General features: G+C 36.3%; 9 protein-coding genes. 2 read left to right on the forward strand and 7 right to left on the reverse strand.

The annotated features are described in order from the left end of the window. Positions 1-142: 142 nt before the first annotated feature. Complete coding sequence (locus B9O19_RS11355) at positions 143-1,543, reverse strand: aminotransferase-like domain-containing protein (RefSeq protein ID WP_102366523.1); 1,401 nt, start codon at positions 1,541-1,543, stop codon at positions 143-145. Positions 1,544-1,728: 185 nt separating this feature from the next. Between B9O19_RS11355 and B9O19_RS11360 the strand changes: the two genes are divergently transcribed. Next, positions 1,729-8,121, forward strand: a complete 6,393-nt coding sequence (locus B9O19_RS11360; RefSeq protein WP_102366524.1) for a pectinesterase family protein — start codon at positions 1,729-1,731, stop codon at positions 8,119-8,121. Positions 8,122-8,298: 177 nt separating this feature from the next. Next, positions 8,299-10,716: an ATP-dependent Clp protease ATP-binding subunit gene (locus B9O19_RS11365; RefSeq protein WP_102366525.1), complete on the forward strand. Its 2,418-nt coding sequence runs from the start codon at positions 8,299-8,301 to the stop codon at positions 10,714-10,716. A 41-nt stretch (positions 10,717-10,757) separates the two neighbouring features. Here the strand turns inward: B9O19_RS11365 and proC are convergent, their stop codons facing one another. The 6 genes from proC to lepB all read right to left on the reverse strand — a co-directional run bounded on the left by proC (position 10,758) and on the right by lepB (position 17,250). Beyond that, positions 10,758-11,552, reverse strand: coding sequence for a pyrroline-5-carboxylate reductase (gene proC, locus B9O19_RS11370; protein ID WP_102366526.1), 795 nt, complete (start codon positions 11,550-11,552; stop codon positions 10,758-10,760). Positions 11,553-11,579: 27 nt separating this feature from the next. Continuing rightward, positions 11,580-13,007 carry an adenylosuccinate lyase gene (gene purB / locus B9O19_RS11375; protein ID WP_102366527.1) on the reverse strand — a complete coding sequence of 476 codons (1,428 nt, stop codon included), beginning with the start codon at positions 13,005-13,007 and terminating at the stop codon, positions 11,580-11,582. Positions 13,008-13,893: 886 nt separating this feature from the next. Continuing rightward, positions 13,894-14,289 (reverse strand): YraN family protein, encoded by a 396-nt coding sequence (locus B9O19_RS11380; protein WP_102366528.1) that lies wholly within the window; start codon positions 14,287-14,289, stop codon positions 13,894-13,896. 15 nt (positions 14,290-14,304) lie between these two features. Then, entirely contained in the window at positions 14,305-14,931 is a 627-nt protein-coding gene (locus tag B9O19_RS11385) for a ribonuclease HII (RefSeq protein ID WP_245862947.1), read from the reverse strand. Position 14,932: 1 nt separating this feature from the next. Continuing rightward, positions 14,933-15,814, reverse strand: coding sequence for a ribosome biogenesis GTPase YlqF (gene ylqF, locus B9O19_RS11390; protein ID WP_102366529.1), 882 nt, complete (start codon positions 15,812-15,814; stop codon positions 14,933-14,935). Positions 15,815-15,885: 71 nt separating this feature from the next. Continuing rightward, positions 15,886-17,250, reverse strand: coding sequence for a signal peptidase I (lepB, locus tag B9O19_RS11940; RefSeq protein WP_207655128.1), 1,365 nt, complete (start codon positions 17,248-17,250; stop codon positions 15,886-15,888). Positions 17,251-17,281 lie beyond the last annotated feature (31 nt).

A 17,281-nucleotide genomic window follows, 5' to 3' on the forward strand; every position in this document is an offset into this window, starting at 1 on the left:
TTCCAGTTTTTATTTTAGCTATAAAGATGTATTTTATATAAATTTGTTGGTGTTTATAAAATCATAAATGTGTTTAAAAATTACTTTTATATTCATATTTAACTTATGTCTTTAATTAATACCATGGACTTGAAATTTTTTATTATTTTAATTTGTACCAAACATTTTCGAGATTTTGCACGGCGCTTTCAATTTCAGGAATAGTTAATCCGGCGTAACCAAATACAAAAGCATTTTTGGTCATAATATTATTTGGTTTTAATAAAAATTTTGTCATTTCAAAAATCTTTACTCCATTATTAAATGCAAGTTTTGTTAATTCTGTTCCATTCATTTGGCTGTCAAATATTCCAAGCAAATTCATTCCCGTATCATAATTAATAAACTTAAATCGTGGGCCAAGTTTAGATTTTTGTATAGAAGAAATAAGATAATTGCGTTTGTCTTTCATAGTTTTATTGTTACGTTTTATTAAACGTTCCAGTTGGCCGCTGTTAATCATGTCTTGATATATTTTTTGTTCAAGAATTGTTATGAGAGGCGAATATGTTTCAATTTTTTTTATTACTGATTCTACCAAACCGTGTGGAAGAACCATAAACGAAGTCTTTACGTTGGGAGAAATAGTTAAGTCGAATGAATCAATAAAAATTACATTTTCTCCTTTATATATTGAATAAATTGGATTAGGAGTATTATTGGTATAATTTAAATTTCCGTCAGTTGCAACTTCTATTACGTATTTGCTGCTGTTTTTTCCGCTGCACCACTGGGCAAGTTCTCTGCGCTGCTTTTTAGACATGCAATGTCCGGTTGGAAGTTGATTTTCCGGCATGACAAACATAACGTCAATACCGAGCTCATCCAGTTTGTCACATTTAAATCCGTTGTCTAAGTCTATATCAACCAGTCTTATATCTAAACCAAGATTTTTTAACCATATAAACATTTTATAATCAGTAGGATTTTCAAATCCATAAACTTTATCAGTTCCAAGTATCATCACTACAACAGTAAGAAGATATTGAATACCCGCACCTAAAAATATATCACTTACGGAGCAATCTATATTCCGCCTATTATATAAAAATCTTGAAATTGCAGACCTAAATTCTAATTCCCCTCGTTTATTTCCATGCATGTAAAAGCTGGAAAAATCATTTGCTTGAATATATTTTGTGAGCATTTTTGAATATGTGTCATCTAAGTTGGATATTTCACAATTATTATAACTAAAATTATAAGTATAGTCTGTGTTGCTTTCCCATGGAACATCATCATATTCACCGTATTGTATATCATTAGACTTTACATAAAAACCGCTTCGGTCAATTGTTATTACATAACCTTCATCTACTAATGCCTGGTATGCGTTATTAATTGTTGTGGTACTTAAATTTAAATCTTTTGCAAGGTTTCTTCTTGATGGAAGTTTTTGCATATTTTCGAGCTTTCCGGTATTTATGTCATTTATAAAGGCTTGTTTAACTTGCACATAAAGGGGTATACCATTATTCTTTTTTATAAAACTATATATAGACATAATAAACTCCTCCTAATTATTGTAACATTATAACATAATATCAGTAGTAATTCAATACTTTTTGTCTTTTGGTATTTAAAATATTTTTTTCTGGCTATTGTTTCTTTTGGTTATTTTATATATAATTAAAGAGAAAAGATTAAAAATACATTAAAAAATAACTAAAAGTTTAAGGAGGAAAAAGGATGAGAAAAAGATGTATAAGTTTGGCAGTGGCGATAATGATGCTGCTCACGATGTTGTCGGGTATGACATTGGCGACAGCGGCTGAGCAAGGTGCCGGACAAGAGGGAACATCTGAACTGATGGGAGAAGCATACAAGACATTTAACTTTAAATCGGCAGAAGTAGACGGAGCCATAAATGTTAAAAATACAGACATGTATGACGCGTCAAAGGGATATGGATTTGTGAAAACAAACAGTGCTATGCCTGCAAGAACCGTAGATCCCAGTAAAATAAAGCAGGATGAAAACGGCTGTAGCATAACTGAGACAGACGCAACAACGGTAAAAAGCAAGGATGGAAATAATGATAATTTCGGTGGATTAATATTCCGTGTTGATGTAGATAAACTTGGAGGTTATGGAATAACAGTTAACTGTACAAGTGAAACAACATCAAGTAATACATGGATAGCTCCGACAGGAATGCAGGCAAGCAGAATAACGAGTTCAAGTGCTTGGGATACTGCTGGACTTGTGGCACATAATAATTATGCGTCATGGGAAGGTTCAACGTGGAAGTATGACTATGTGACAGGCTGGCCGTACATAGAGATAGAAATTGAGCCAAACAAACAGCCAACGGCAGCAGGAACTACTATAGGAATAGAATCAATTTCGCTGAGCAGAATAGAAAATAATACTGCGTCAGGAAAGCCGACAGTGTTTGTGCTGGGAGACTCAACACAGAAGACTTATACATTTGAGGAAGACAGCATGAGTTCATGGGGGCAGAATATTTTTAAAATGTTTGATTTGGACAAGGTAAACGTTGTAAATTATTCAATGGGTGGACGTTCAATGAGAGCGAACTATACAGAAGGAAGATTTAACAATGTTCTGTATAATGCAAAAGAAGGAGATTTTGTACTGATTCATTCTGCACATAATGATGAAACTGATGATTCAGCTATGAGATTTGGAAGAGGTTCAAGTAAAGTGACGTATCCAAAATGGCTGGATATGTATTGTGCTGCAATGGAAGAGAGAGGAGTAACTCCGATATTGGTGTCAGGAATGCCGAGAACAAGTAATGGTGTTGCATCGGTAAGCAGTGAGAAACCAAGGGGCTTTAATCCAAACTCACCGCAGTTTATGGAAGATAAGGCAAAGGCTGATAATAAAGTAGAGTTTGTAGATTTGTTTGCAAAGGCAAAGGCATATTTTGAAAAGATAGGCTCAGCAGAGACAATGGATATATACCAAAGTCTTGAAGCCGGAGAGTCACCGGGAAAAACAAACAGCGGCTCATATGCAAACGGACATCCTGATAACAAAATAGATGGAACGCACTATAAAGAAGCGGCAGGAAAGATGTTCAGCAAACTGATTGCAGAGGATATTTATGCTCAGAGCGCGGCTGGTAGTGCAAAGATAAAAGAATTAGCAGGATACCTGAACGACAAAGTAAAGGCAGCATGCACAAGCGGAAATTGGAGCGAAGTATATCCCGAAAACAGAGCAAAGGATGTAACCGAAGCAAAAGTAAACGGATATTCAGCTTCAAATTCAAAGTATAGAAATCAAATAGAAAAAATGCTTCAAATAGGAGCTATGGATACAGATAATAATAATCTGTTTAATCCTGAGAAGTCAATAAGCACAAATGACTTTATAGCAGGAATATGCACAATTTGGAATTTAGAAACAGCAGATTTTGCAAAGTATATGAACAGCGGAACGCTGAACCGTGAAACAATGGCGGGGATAGTATATGACGCATATTCATTAAAATTCGGCAGAAACGTTGAAACAGGAGAATGGAACAAGCCGAAGTATATGACGGATTACAATGGTTCGAGTGTATCTCCTGATGATCCGGAGTATGATCCGAATTTAACAGGAGAGAGCGCACAGTATTATCCGTTGGTAGGCTGGGGAAATCTTACAGATACTAAAGATATATCAAGAGAGTACTTAGAAAAGTTCTATGAAGTATATAATTTGGGCTTAATGAGAAGTGAAAAAGGACTTAGCAGAACAAAGATGATGAACGGAACAGAGTTGGAGCCAAAGGCAGAAGTGACGAGAGCTAAGGCTGCAAAAGAACTGTTTTTCCTGTTCGGATTACAGCAGAACATAAAGACAGAAAATCAGGAGCCGACAGTACCGACCAACTATGGCGGAACGGACAAAAATCCGGTAGTGTATAAGGCAGTAAACTATACAGCAATGGATTATGAGTTCAGCGCAGTGGATATAGACTATGACGGAATGCTGAGTGTAGAGCTGAAGTATAATGGAGAAGGAACACCGTCAAACAAACTGGTGGTTGAGAGAAAATCATCAGAGGGAACGGTAACAGAGACAAAGAAGTATGATGTAAGCGGCAGCGGAAAAGTAAGCGGACTTGATATGAAGCTTGAGTTCGGCGAATCAGTTAACATGTATGTGGTAACAAGTGACGCTGATTCAACAAAGCTGAGTGTTGAAAGAACCGCAGAATGCACAAATGTAGTAATACCGGCAAAGAAGTATACGGCAGAAACAGCAGCCGGAATTCAAGGCGGAACAGTAGCTCTGACAAACTTAGGAGAAATTTCAGCTGAAACAGCAGAACTGGAATCAGCAGAGTTGAGCAGTGCAGGAGAAGTATGGTGGAGAGCAAACGGAGCTGTAAATGAAGGACAGGAACTTATGCCTGAACTTACAGCTGTAGGCGGAAGCTTGACGCCGATAATAACCTTGGACGTAACAGGGAGCACAAAAGCGACAATAGAAGGAGAGTCGTTTACGAAATATGTTTCACATGGTAAAATAAACGGAAAATTTGAAAACGGAATGATAACTGGTGCGGCAATGAAATTCGTAGCACCGGCCTCAGGAGTGCTTTCGTTATACGTAGTAGATGTAGGAAGCGGTAAGGAAGTAGCAATTACAGAAGAAGGAACGGCAACGAAGACAGACTCTGCGTATTACCATATAGCAACGGCAAAAGAGAATGTATGCGCAAGCATACCGGTAGAAGCAGGAAAGACCTATTATATGGGAGTACTGGGATCTAAGGGGAGATTTGTCGGAATATCGTATATGTCGGGAGCGCCGGTGGTATCTGTAAAAGCAAGACCGGGAGAGACCGTGCAGATAGACGCAGTTCCGGAAGCAGGAATGACAACAAAGGGAATGAGCGTAACAGGAGCAGCAGGAAGCGCGGTAGATGTAACGATGGCCGGAGCAAATCAAGGAACTTTTGTGATGCCGGAGGAAAATGTAACGATAGATGTAAGTTTTACAAGCGGAGGAGAAACTGAACCGTCAGCAACACCCGATGTTGTACCAACACCTGAAGTTGTACCAACGACCGAGCCGTTAGGATATGCTTATGAAATAACAGAAGCATATTATGGTGATGATGGAAAGCTGAACGTTGAGTTAAAGTACAACGGAACAGAAGAAAACCCAACAGGAAAACTTCTTGCAGCAGCATATGACGAAGCAGACAGCGAGATAATGCTGGATGCAAAGAGCTATGACATAAAGGGAACAACGGTTGAAGGACTTGATTACAGCAAGCCTGATAAAGGAATTGTTAAACTTTATATTTGGAACGGTGTTGATACCTTAAATCCTTTGTCAAAAACTTTTGAGGTTAAAGACGTTTTAAGACCTACTGAATTACCGTCAGCAACGCCTGGACCAACAAGTGAACCGACCGTTAATAAAGCAACACTGACGCAGGAAAGCAGCGGAGCTAACTTTGAGTTTTCTACAATAAGAGACGCTGTAGCTAAAGCGACTGAATTAAATCCACAGTCTGAGGCTGAGCGTGTTGTAATTAATGTAGATCCAGGATTCTATGAAGAGCAGGTATTATTTGATAATGTAAAGTATATAACTCTTCAGCAGACTCCTGGTACTAATGGTAAAGTAAATCTTTCATGGTATTATTGTACTGGTTATTGCGCAGGCACAGCAGATTTAAACGGAAACTATGATCCTAAAATTAACTGGTCAAAAGAAGAAACCTGGAACGGTTATAAAGATACTGATGAAAAGTTTACCAAATATGAAGTAGGTCAGGTGTTAAATGGTGTTTCAACTATTTCATATTATGATTTAGACGGAGTTGCTCATAAGGATGTATCAGTTAGAGTTTCTCATTTAGGAAACTTTAGTGATATGGCTCCGCTTGTAGTAAGAAAGTCTGCAAGCGACATAACAGTTAAAGATTTTAATATAATAAATAGTATACCTGTTATGGTAACAAAAGGTGAAAAGGAAGCAGGAGTAAAGCCTCAGGCAGATAGAAAACTTATTCCCGGCAAAACGGATAATGAGTTAAAAGATATGCTTCCGGAGCGTGATAGTTTGAGCATTTGTTATGAAGACACAGCCGAAGTTGCACCTGAATCAGTGTTGAATTCTGATAAAACCGTAAGTAAAGCAAAATATATAGAAAAAACAAAAGATGGAAACTATACATTTACCCCTGAAGAAAGCGCGTATTTAGCTCGTTCATCAGGATTCAATGAAAGAGGTCATGCAGTTTCAATAAATGGCGACAGATGTATACTTGAAAACATTCGCGCAAGAGGTAATCAGGATTCAGTATATATTAGTGAAGGAAGAATATATTTTAAAAATTGTGATTTAATAGGCGGAACAGACTATATCTATGGTAATGCAACAGCAGTGTTTGATAACTGTAAGCTTGGAGCAGCTGGAATGACTGATAAGGATTACGGCGCAACAATAACTGCGGCAAATACTGATGGTAATAATGATTATGGATATCTGTTCTATAACTGCGAACTCTATAATACCCGAAATAATATAACAAATTCAATGTATGGAAGACCATGGAGACAGGACGCGCAGATTACATTCTATAATACAGTTATAGACGACAATGCAACTACAGGAGCAAGCCCGGCAGGAATAACAGCAGAAGGCTGGAGAGATATGTCAGGCAATATGAAGGAAGACGCTCGTTTCTATGAATACGGGACCAGAAATAAGAGTGGAGAAGCAGTAGATTTTTCTAAGAGAGTAAAATGCACCAATGGTTTTGGTTCTGTTCTTGATGATTGGCAGATTTTAGAGTTTAATCCTATAAATTATTTTAAAGCTAGATATAAGTGGACAGATAATTGGGATCCTATGAACATGACAGAAAAATATGCTGGAGTTAATAAAGTTGCAAGTGAGACAACATTTGTTATTCCGGAAGGAACAAGTACAGAAGTTGATCTGCCTCAGGCTCCTGCCGGTTACGAATTTAAGTGGGAATCAGCATCAGAATATGCCATAGTAAACAATGATGGCACAAAGGTAACTGTAATAAGACCGGCTAATGGCGAGACGCCAATTGAAACAACACTTGTACTCTATATTAGGGAATCATCAGATAAAGCTATAGGTACAAAGGCGGTTATTCCTGTAACAATTAATCCGACAACGGATACTGAAAATGTGTTTACAGCTACAGGAACCATTTCACTAAACGGTGCAGCTCCTGATGTTGATGTTGACTTCACGGTTAATTTCTATAAAGGAAATGCTGTAATCAAGCAAACATCTGCACAGATTGCTAAGGGAACCACCAGCGCTGTATATACTGCCGAGGGTATTCCGGTAGGTGAGTACGATGTGGTTTTTGATACTTTAACAGACGGATATAAGATTCTTAATCCTGAAAATGGAAAAACTACTATTACTGGAGCTAAAGGTGAATCTGTAACATCGGATGCATCAGTTGCTAAACTTGTTAATAAGACTTACTCGGTAACCGGTATCCCAACGAATTTGGGAAGCGGTGCAACAGTTGCAAATAACAATGGTGAATATACAGTTTCTAGCAGCTCAAAAACCTCAGACGGTGCATATTGGAATTTATCATCATTATCTGATGGAATAAAATCTACAGACGCAGTTACTGTAACATTTACAGTAACAATGGAAAAGGGCTATAGTACATCTGATGATTGTGCTACGGTAGATCTCTTAAGCGGAATTCCTGGAACATATAATAGCGATGAAAATAAAATACGTATCGCTAGAACAAGTTATGGACGTTGGGATCAAATGAATATGCTTGACGTTGGGGTTGGAAGACGAAGCGGTTCTTCAAATACTGAACATCAGTGGCTTAACTGTGCGGGAGGAAAATTCCCGGCTACAAATTATGCAGATCAAATTGTTAGTATAACTGCTAACTTCAAAACAGGAGTTTTGACTGCTAAGGCTAAGGTTGCTGGAGCGGATAGCTGGAATGAGTATAATATGTTTACTGGATTCCCGGAAGCCTCTAATATAGACAGAGATAATCTTTGCCTTGCTGTTTATCCTGGTTCAGCTGATCCAAATAAGTTCATAATTAAGGATATAACAGTTGAATATACAGAATTTGAATAATCTGTATTCAAAATTTATTTAGGTAGTAAAATTAATTTATAGATTTCTTCCCAATGAGAGACCGTCCGATATCGGACGGTCTTTCAATTTGTTGGTTCATTTTTGTGTCAAAGTGTTGCTAAATTAATATTTATGTGGTATAATATTAAGACATGTTCCGAACTAGGAGGGGATAATATGCTATGTTGCAGATGTAAAAAAAACTTAGCAGTTGTATATATTTCAAAATTGAATCCGGACGGTACGCAGAATAATGAAGGTTATTGTCTATCTTGCGCTAAGGAATTGAATTTAGGCCCTGTTGAGTCCATCTTAGACAAAATGGGGGTTGACCCTGAAGAAATGGACCGCTTAAATACAGAAATGAAGAGTATGTTTGATGAAATGGGTGATGATTTTGACCTTGGCGAGAGTATAGATTTGCTTAGACAAGAACTTGGTGGCGACGCAGATATAATTTCACTAACTGAAGCAGATGATAGTGAGGAAGCTCAGGAAGATGATCAGGAAGTTTCTGATGATTCCGATAACACTAAGGAAGAAAATAATACTCCTGACAGCGAGGAAAAAATGAGCCGCAGTATTCAGCGTAATCCGTTTGAGTTTATGAGCAGATTTATGAATTCAAACAGTGAGAGTCAGAGCGGTGAACCAGGAAAAGCTGGACCTAGAAGAACTAAAGAAAAAAAGAATTCAAAAAAGAAAATGCTTGATACTTATGGGGTTAATTTGACTGAAAAAGCGAAAAAAGGTGAAATTGACGCTGTAATTGGCAGAGAGCGTGAAATAGAGAGGACAATACAGATACTTAATAGGCGCACAAAGAATAACCCTTGTTTGATTGGTGAGCCCGGTGTTGGTAAAACTGCAATTGCTGAAGGTTTAGCTCTTAAAATTGTTGAGGGGGAAGTACCTCAGAAATTGCTTAATTATGAGATTTATCTTTTAGATATGACGTCGGTTATAGCTGGAACTCAGTTTAGAGGACAGTTTGAATCCAGACTTCGTAATATAATAGAAGAGGTTAAAAAAGCGGGCAATATCATTCTTGTTATTGATGAAATTCACACCATTGCTTCAGCCGGAGATGCTGAGGGAGGGATGAATGCCGGCAATATTTTGAAACCGGCTCTTTCTAAGGGTGAGATTCAGGTTATTGGGGCGACTACCATTGATGAATACAGAAAATATATTGAGAAGGATTCTGCTTTGGAGCGCCGTTTTCAGATGGTTATGGTTGAAGAGCCAACGGTTGAGGAAACAATAGAGATTTTAAAAGGTATCAAAGGCTATTATGAAGATTATCATAATGTAAAAATTACTGATGATATTATAAGAACAGCAACAGTTCTTGCTGAAAGATATATTCAGGATAGATTTCTGCCTGACAAAGCGATAGATGTTATTGATGAAGCTGCTTCAAAAGTTAATTTAAATAATAACGAATTAATTGAACTGGTTAAACTACAGCAAGAACTTAAAGAAACCCAGGATGCAAAAGATAAAGCCGCTGCGGAAGATGACTATAAAAAAGCAGCTGATTTAAAAGTTCAGGAAATACAGCTGCAATCAAAAATTTCTGAAGTTGAGAAAGCGTCGATAAAATATTTGGAAGCAGAGGATGTAGCTTCAGTAATTGAAAATTGGACTAAAATACCTGTTAAACATATTAGTGAATACGAGTCTGAACGTTTAGTAGGGTTAGAAGACAGACTCCATAAGGGAGTAATCGGTCAAAATGAGGCTGTAAATGGCGTAGCGAGTGCTATAAGGAGAAAAAGAGCAGGTATTAGCTTAAAAAGAAGACCGGTGTCATTTATTTTTGTGGGTCCAACAGGAGTTGGTAAAACGGAACTTGCAAAGCAAATTGCCAGAGAAGTTTTTGACGGTGAAGACGCATTGATTAGGCTTGATATGTCTGAATATATGGAAAAACATTCGGTTTCAAAATTGATTGGTTCGCCTCCGGGTTATGTTGGATATGATGAAGCCGGTCAACTGACCGAAAAAATAAGAAGAAAACCATACAGCGTAATTCTTCTTGATGAGATTGAGAAAGCACATGCTGATGTATTTAATATGCTGCTTCAAATTTTAGATGACGGAAGAATAACTGACAGTCACGGTAAAGTAGTGTCATTTGAAAATACTATTATAATTATGACTTCAAATGCCGGAAGTGATAAAAAATCAAACGTTGTAGGTTTTAATGAAGACGAAGAAGCCACTCATATTAAAATTGACAGAGCGCTTAAAGAGTTATTCAGACCTGAATTTCTTAATCGCGTTGATGAGATTATTATATTTAAGGAACTTGAAAAAGAAGAGTTAATTAAAATAATAGATTTGATGCTGCATGATTTGTCTGACGGATTGAAAGAAAAGGATATAACTCTTGAAGTTTCAAAGAAAGCAAAAGAATTTATTCTGGATAAATCCTATAACAGACAATATGGCGCAAGACCAATGCGGAGATTTATTGAAAAGAATATTGAAGATAAGTTAGCGCAGATGCTGATAAAAGGTGAACTAATACATGGCAAAACTGTTCTAATTGATATGAAGGAAGATGAAATAACAGCCGTTATAAAATAAAATTAACGCCTGATATTGATTATCAGGCGTTAATTTTTTATCTATTTAGACATTTCTTCCGCTTTATTCACGCATGAATCAATAGCACTCTGGATTGAACTTCTGAATCCGGTTTTTTCTAAATCACATACGGCTGCAATAGTTGTTCCTCCGGGGGAACAAACATTATCTTTTAACCTCATCGGATGTTCGCTGCTTTCCAATACCATTTTAGCACTTCCTTCGACAGCCTTAGCGGCTAATTTTTGTGATAGCGCTTTGGGGATTCCATACTTAACACCGCTGTCTGCCATTGCGTCTATAAGCATATATATATATGCAGGGCTGCTGCTATGCAGCGCGATAGCTGCGTTCATATATTTTTCTTCAAGTCTTACGGTTTCTCCAACTCCGGACAATAAATCCTCGACTAACCTGATTTCGCCTTCATCGACATTTTCATTAGGGGTTATAACGGTCATACCGCATTTAACGAGAGCAGGAGTATTTGGCATGGTTCTTATAATCTTTTTATCTGAGCCAAGACCGTTTGCCAGGGCGTCAAGTGTTATTCCGGCGGCGATAGAAATATAAATTTTTTCATTATAGCCGTTTAAGTTATTTAAAATTTGCGGCATTATATTTGGCTTGACAGATAAAACGATTATATCAACCCGCTCCTCAAGCTCAGTTATTGAATTTGACGGAACAATTCCTAATTTGTTTGAAAGTTCTTTTAATTTTACTGCGTCAATATCATAAACAGTTATTTCCGCCGGTTTAAATTTTTGGGATGAAATAAGTCCGGAAATCAATGCAGTGGCCATATTTCCTCCGCCAATAAATCCTATAGTCATAATTCTGCGCTCCAATCTTTTGGTTAATTAAACAGTAAGTTCCACTTCTTCAGCTAAATCATTATTATCTAAAACAGGATTTACGTATTCGTCTATGAATTCTTCAACTTGACTTACGCTTCTTCCTATAAAGTTTTCAGGTTTTAATATTTTGTCTATTTCTTCGTGACTCAAATTAAACGAATCATCAGCAACTATTCTTTCAATTAAGTCATTCTCTCCGCCTTGCTCTTTAACTACTTTTCCGGCGTCCATAGAATGCTTGCGTATACGCTCGTGAAGTTCCTGGCGGTCGCCGCCGTTTTTAACAGCGTCCATCATGATATTTTCAGTGGCCATAAATGGAAGCTCAGACATAATACGTTTATTAATAACTTTCGGGTATACAACCAATCCGGAAGCAACATTCATATAAATATTCAGTATAGCGTCAACGGTTAAAAATGCTTCAGCTACGCTGATTCTTTTGTTTGCCGAGTCGTCAAGTGTTCTTTCAAACCATTGAGTAGAAGAGGTTATGGCTGGATTGACTGCGTCGACAATAACATATCTTGCCAATGAACAAATACGTTCGCTTCTCATAGGATTACGTTTGTAAGCCATAGCAGAGGAACCAATCTGAGATTTTTCAAACGGTTCTTCTATTTCTTTAAGATGCTGAAGCAAGCGTATGTCATTTGCAAACTTATACGCACTTTGAGCAACATCACTCAATACTGACAGCATTTGATAATCAATTTTTCTTGAATATGTTTGTCCGGAAACAGGATAAAATTTTGAATATCCCATCTTTTCACAGATTTTTTTATCAAGAGCTTTAACTTTTTCAATATCATTATCAAAAAGTTCCATAAAGCTTGCCTGCGTTCCTGTTGTGCCTTTGCACCCAAGCAGAGCCGCGCGGCTTAGCTGGAAGTCTATGTTTTCAAGGTCCATCAACAGTTCCCATATCCAAAGCGTTGCTCTCTTTCCGACAGTAGTTAGCTGAGCTGCCTGAAAATGGGTAAATCCTAATGTCGGCAAGTCTTTGTATTTAAGAGCAAAATCTTTTAATAAAGCAATTACTTTGAGAAGCTTTGTTTTTATAAGTTCCAAAGCTTCATTCATAATTATTAGGTCAGTGTTATCGCCAACATAACATGAAGTGGCGCCGAGATGAATAATTCCTTTAGCATTCGGACATTGCTGCCCATATGCGTATACATGAGACATAACGTCGTGACGTACCTCTTTTTCACGGGCTTCGGCAACGTCATAGTTTATGTTGTCCACGTTTGCACGTAATTCTTCAACTTGTTCCTTTGTTACATTAAGACCAAGCTCCATTTCGGATTCAGCCAGTGCGACCCATAATTTTCTCCAAGTTTTAAATTTTTTATCGGGAGAGAAAATATATTTCATTTCTTTACTCGCATAACGGGAGTTTAGCGGGCTTTCATATACATCTTTATTCATAGTATTGTTCCTTTCAGATTTATTTAAAATTTCTATTTGACTAAAATTTTTATTATCTTAAATAATATAGATAAATTTCCAAAATCTTATAAATTATTTGTATAAACAATAATTTAATTTGTTTGAAAAATAAATAATAAATTTCAGCTATATAATCTACAATAAGATATTTATGGATTAGAACTATTGTATAATATTGTAATATAAGACAGAACAAATTGCAATATTGAATTTGACAAATTTTTAAGTCACTATCATAGATATTCATATATAAAAATTAAATATTAATTTTATAAAGTCTGTAAAATAATCATTTGTTTTAATAATTTAATATAAATTTGCGGATTCCGGTAGATTGACAAGTGTAGCAAAAATCTCATCAGGTAAAATCAGGTTTAAACATAGGTGTGTATGCAAATAGTTTAACGATTTTGTTTGACTCTCTATCTTTTAGAATTCTAAAATAAAATCTGTTTTAAAAATAATCCTAAAATCCATTTGTATTTTAATTAGATTATTTCTTACAGGGAGAGTGAGGAACCGCAAAATATACTTTCGTATAAAGTGCTTTCTTAATTTCATTAAACTTAGCAAATTTTGGACCAGTTAACTAATGTTATAGTTTTAATGTATTTTTATATAATATAAATTCCGCATCACGCAATGTATAATCGTTGTGTTTTATCACTTTAATAATTTTATTTTTATGATTTATGCTGTTTGAAAAATTATAAAATTAATATGCTAGAGCAGATATGTTATATATTATAGTGACGTTAATTTGTTATGCACAAACAATATAATAATATTTGCAGACAAATAGAGCATTATTGCAAGTCAGTTCATATAAGTATACTTAATTGGTATTGAGTAAAAATTAATATCGCTATATATAATTGCTTATATCATAAAATGCGTTTTTAATATGATTAATTTCATCCAATATGAGTTCATCGTTATTTATTATTTTATAATAAACTTCAATAACATCAAATCTAATTTGGTGTTCAGATGGGTTTTCAAACATAAAATTTTCTGCAGTTCTTATAATACTTTGAATTTTCTTTTTATCTATAGATTCAGCAGCATAACCAAATAACTTTGATTTTCTTGTTTTGACTTCAACAAACACCAAAGTAGTGTTATCCGGTGTCACAGCTATGATGTCTATCTCTCCATGCTTGCCATAGTAGTTTCTAGCAATAATTGTATATCCTTTTTTAACTAGGTAATTAGATGCCTGTATTTCTCCATAATTACCGGTTTCTTTAGTATTAGACATAAAAGTATCACCGTTTTAATTTGTTTTATTTATTCCAAGAACTTTATCAGTCATAAAAGTTTTTCTATGTATAGGCTGAACGCCATATTTTCTTATTGCCTCCATATGAGCTTTAGTAGCATAACCTTTATGCTTTTCAAGACCGTATTCAGGATAATCCTTTGATAGCTCAACGATATATCTGTCCCTTGTGACTTTTGCCAGAATAGACGCGGCGGCAATACTTTGGGATAAGGAATCGCCTTTTTTAATATATAGAGTTTCAATGTTATTAAAATCAATATTATCATTTCCGTCAACGATTAAAATATCGGGATGTATTTTTAAACCATTAACTGCATTTTGCATTGCAGCATGGGTAGCTTGACGAATATTTATTTCATCAATGACATCTTGAAAGACAAATTGAACAGAATATGCTAAAGCTGATTCTATTATTTCATTATATAACTTTTCACGTTTTTTCTCAGATAATTTTTTTGAGTCATTAACGCCGTCAATAACAAGTCTGTTGGGCAGTATTACTGCGGCGGCGCATACCGGTCCGGCAAGAGGACCTCTGCCGGCTTCATCTATTCCGCATATATATTCGTATCCGCGGGATATTAAATCTTTTTCATATTGCAATAAATCAATTTCCATATCAGTTTTCCTCATTTCTTTTGGGTTCTTCAAGAGTTATCCTGCCTAGTTTGGCAGAGCGAAAATCAGATATAATAATGTTTGCTGTTCTAAATGTATCCACTTCTCCGCCGGATATAACACAGCCCCTTTTGCGGCCGATACTTTCTAAGAGTTCATACTTATTAAGTTCGCTGTCTGAATCATTTAAGTTATATGTTTTTAAAAGGCTGTCCATATAAGATTGTTTTAAATATCCTAAAAGTTCATATGCTAAATCCTCAACATCCAAAATTTCATCTTTAATTCCGCCTGTAAAGGCAATTTTTTTAGCGTCGTCCTCATTCTCAAATTTTGGCCAAAGGATTCCGGGTGTATCTAAGAGTTCATATTTCCCTGCTATTCTTATCCACTGTTTGGTTTGTGTTATTCCAGGTCTATCACCGGTCTTTGCCGCTGCACGCCCTGACAGACGGTTTATAAATGAAGATTTTCCGACATTTGGAATGCCTATTACCATCATTTTAACAGCGTGCCTTTGTATACCTTTTGTCTCATCTCTTTTAAATTTGTCAGCCAGAACAATTTCTATAGCGTTATCAAGCTCTTTTTTCAATCCTTTGCCGGTTTGGCTGTTTGCTGAAATCGCTTCTATATTTTTATCTTTAAAATAATTCAACCATTTCATAGTCAATGAGTTATCGGCTATATCGGCTTTATTTAAAACAACAATACGCGGTTTTGAACCAATAATTTTATCAACGTCAGGATTGCGTGAAGAAAGAGGAAGGCGTGCGTCTACGAGTTCGATTACTACATCTACTAGTTTAAGGTTATCTTGTATCATACGGCGGGTTTTTGCCATATGACCGGGGAACCATTGAAGCTGATATTTATTGTTCATATATATCTCCTTTTTAAATCTCTATAAAGTAAACGGTATTGCCGATGGCAATACCGATATATTCACACTTATTATGCAACAAATTTGAAATTCATGTTTTCATCTTCGATTAAATAAGAGGTAGTAGCTTTATAAGAGACAGAACCAAATTTATTTAATGGCCAAAATCTAAATACTGCTCCGCCTATTAATTCACTTTTCGGAACCTGACCAATTTCACGGCTGTCTCTGCTGTTATTCCTATTATCCCCCATTACAAAGATTTTACCCTTTTCTATAACAATTGGATTATCTTTGCTATAATTTCCTGATGCAATTTGTTCAGCTATATAACTGCCGGAGCGTGTTGTTTTAGCTTTGATATAAGGCTCGTCAATAACCTGGTCATTAACATATACATCGCCTGTCTCGAAATCAATATAAACAGTGTCGCCCTCGGTTGCAATAACTCTCTTAACATATGGTCTTTTAGGGTCAGATGATGGTTTAAAGATAACAACATCGCCCTTTTTTGGTGTATAGAATAATCTGTTAACATATAATCTATCATTTTCCTGCAGTGTTGGCTGCATAGACTCACCTTGAACTTTAACCAAAGTGAATACAAAATTTCTTATAAGCAGGGCAACGGCAACAGCAATAACTATCGCAATAACCCAATCTCTGATTTCTTTCATCATGTTTACTTCCTTATGTGAATTTTTTGGTTTTGCCGCTGAGATATTTCCGCTTTTTACAGGTGCGCGTCCGACCGCCTGTGAGTTTGCAGACACGGTATTCTGAACTTGTCTTCTTTTAAATGCTTGTTCATTACTCTTAGAAGTTCTGGATACATGTGCAGAATCACTTGGTTTAGAAGAATTCTGCTCTGAAGCTCTTTTTTGACTTGATGGAGCAGTATTTTGTCTCTTCTGAGACGGAGGTACAGCTTCAGAAATTTTAGGCATAACCTGCGTTTCTCCTGAAGACATTATTGTTCGTCTGCGTGTATTTGCAGAAGAGGAAGAGGCGTTTAAAACGCTTTCATTGCGCTGGGGACGAGACTGTGTATTTTTAGAAGCAGACGGAGCTGATGAAAAATTCTCTATCGCGTCAGGCTGCTGTCTGTGGGCGTTGCTGAAAACACTGTCTGATGAAGATACAGTCGGTACAGGCTTTTGAACATCGGCAGTATTTCTGCGGGATGAAGCCATTTTTAAATCAGCGTTGGCAGCTTCCTGGGCTTTTAGTCTTGCTAACCGTCTTGCCTTAGCCTCTTCTTCAGCTTGTATTTGCTGTTCCATTTCTCTTTGTCTTGCTAAACGCCGCTGGCGTCTTTCTTCGATTTCACGAAGCATAGAGTCAGTTTGAGCATTTATTTCAGATTTAGCTTTTTCAACAGTTTCATCAATATTTCCATTGTTCTGATTGTTCGGCTTTTGATTTTTATTATTCATAATAAACACTCCTAAAATAACTACAAAATGC

Origin of the sequence: Monoglobus pectinilyticus (assembly GCF_002874775.1) — a bacterium.
Classification (GTDB): Bacteria; Bacillota; Clostridia; order Monoglobales; family Monoglobaceae; genus Monoglobus; species Monoglobus pectinilyticus.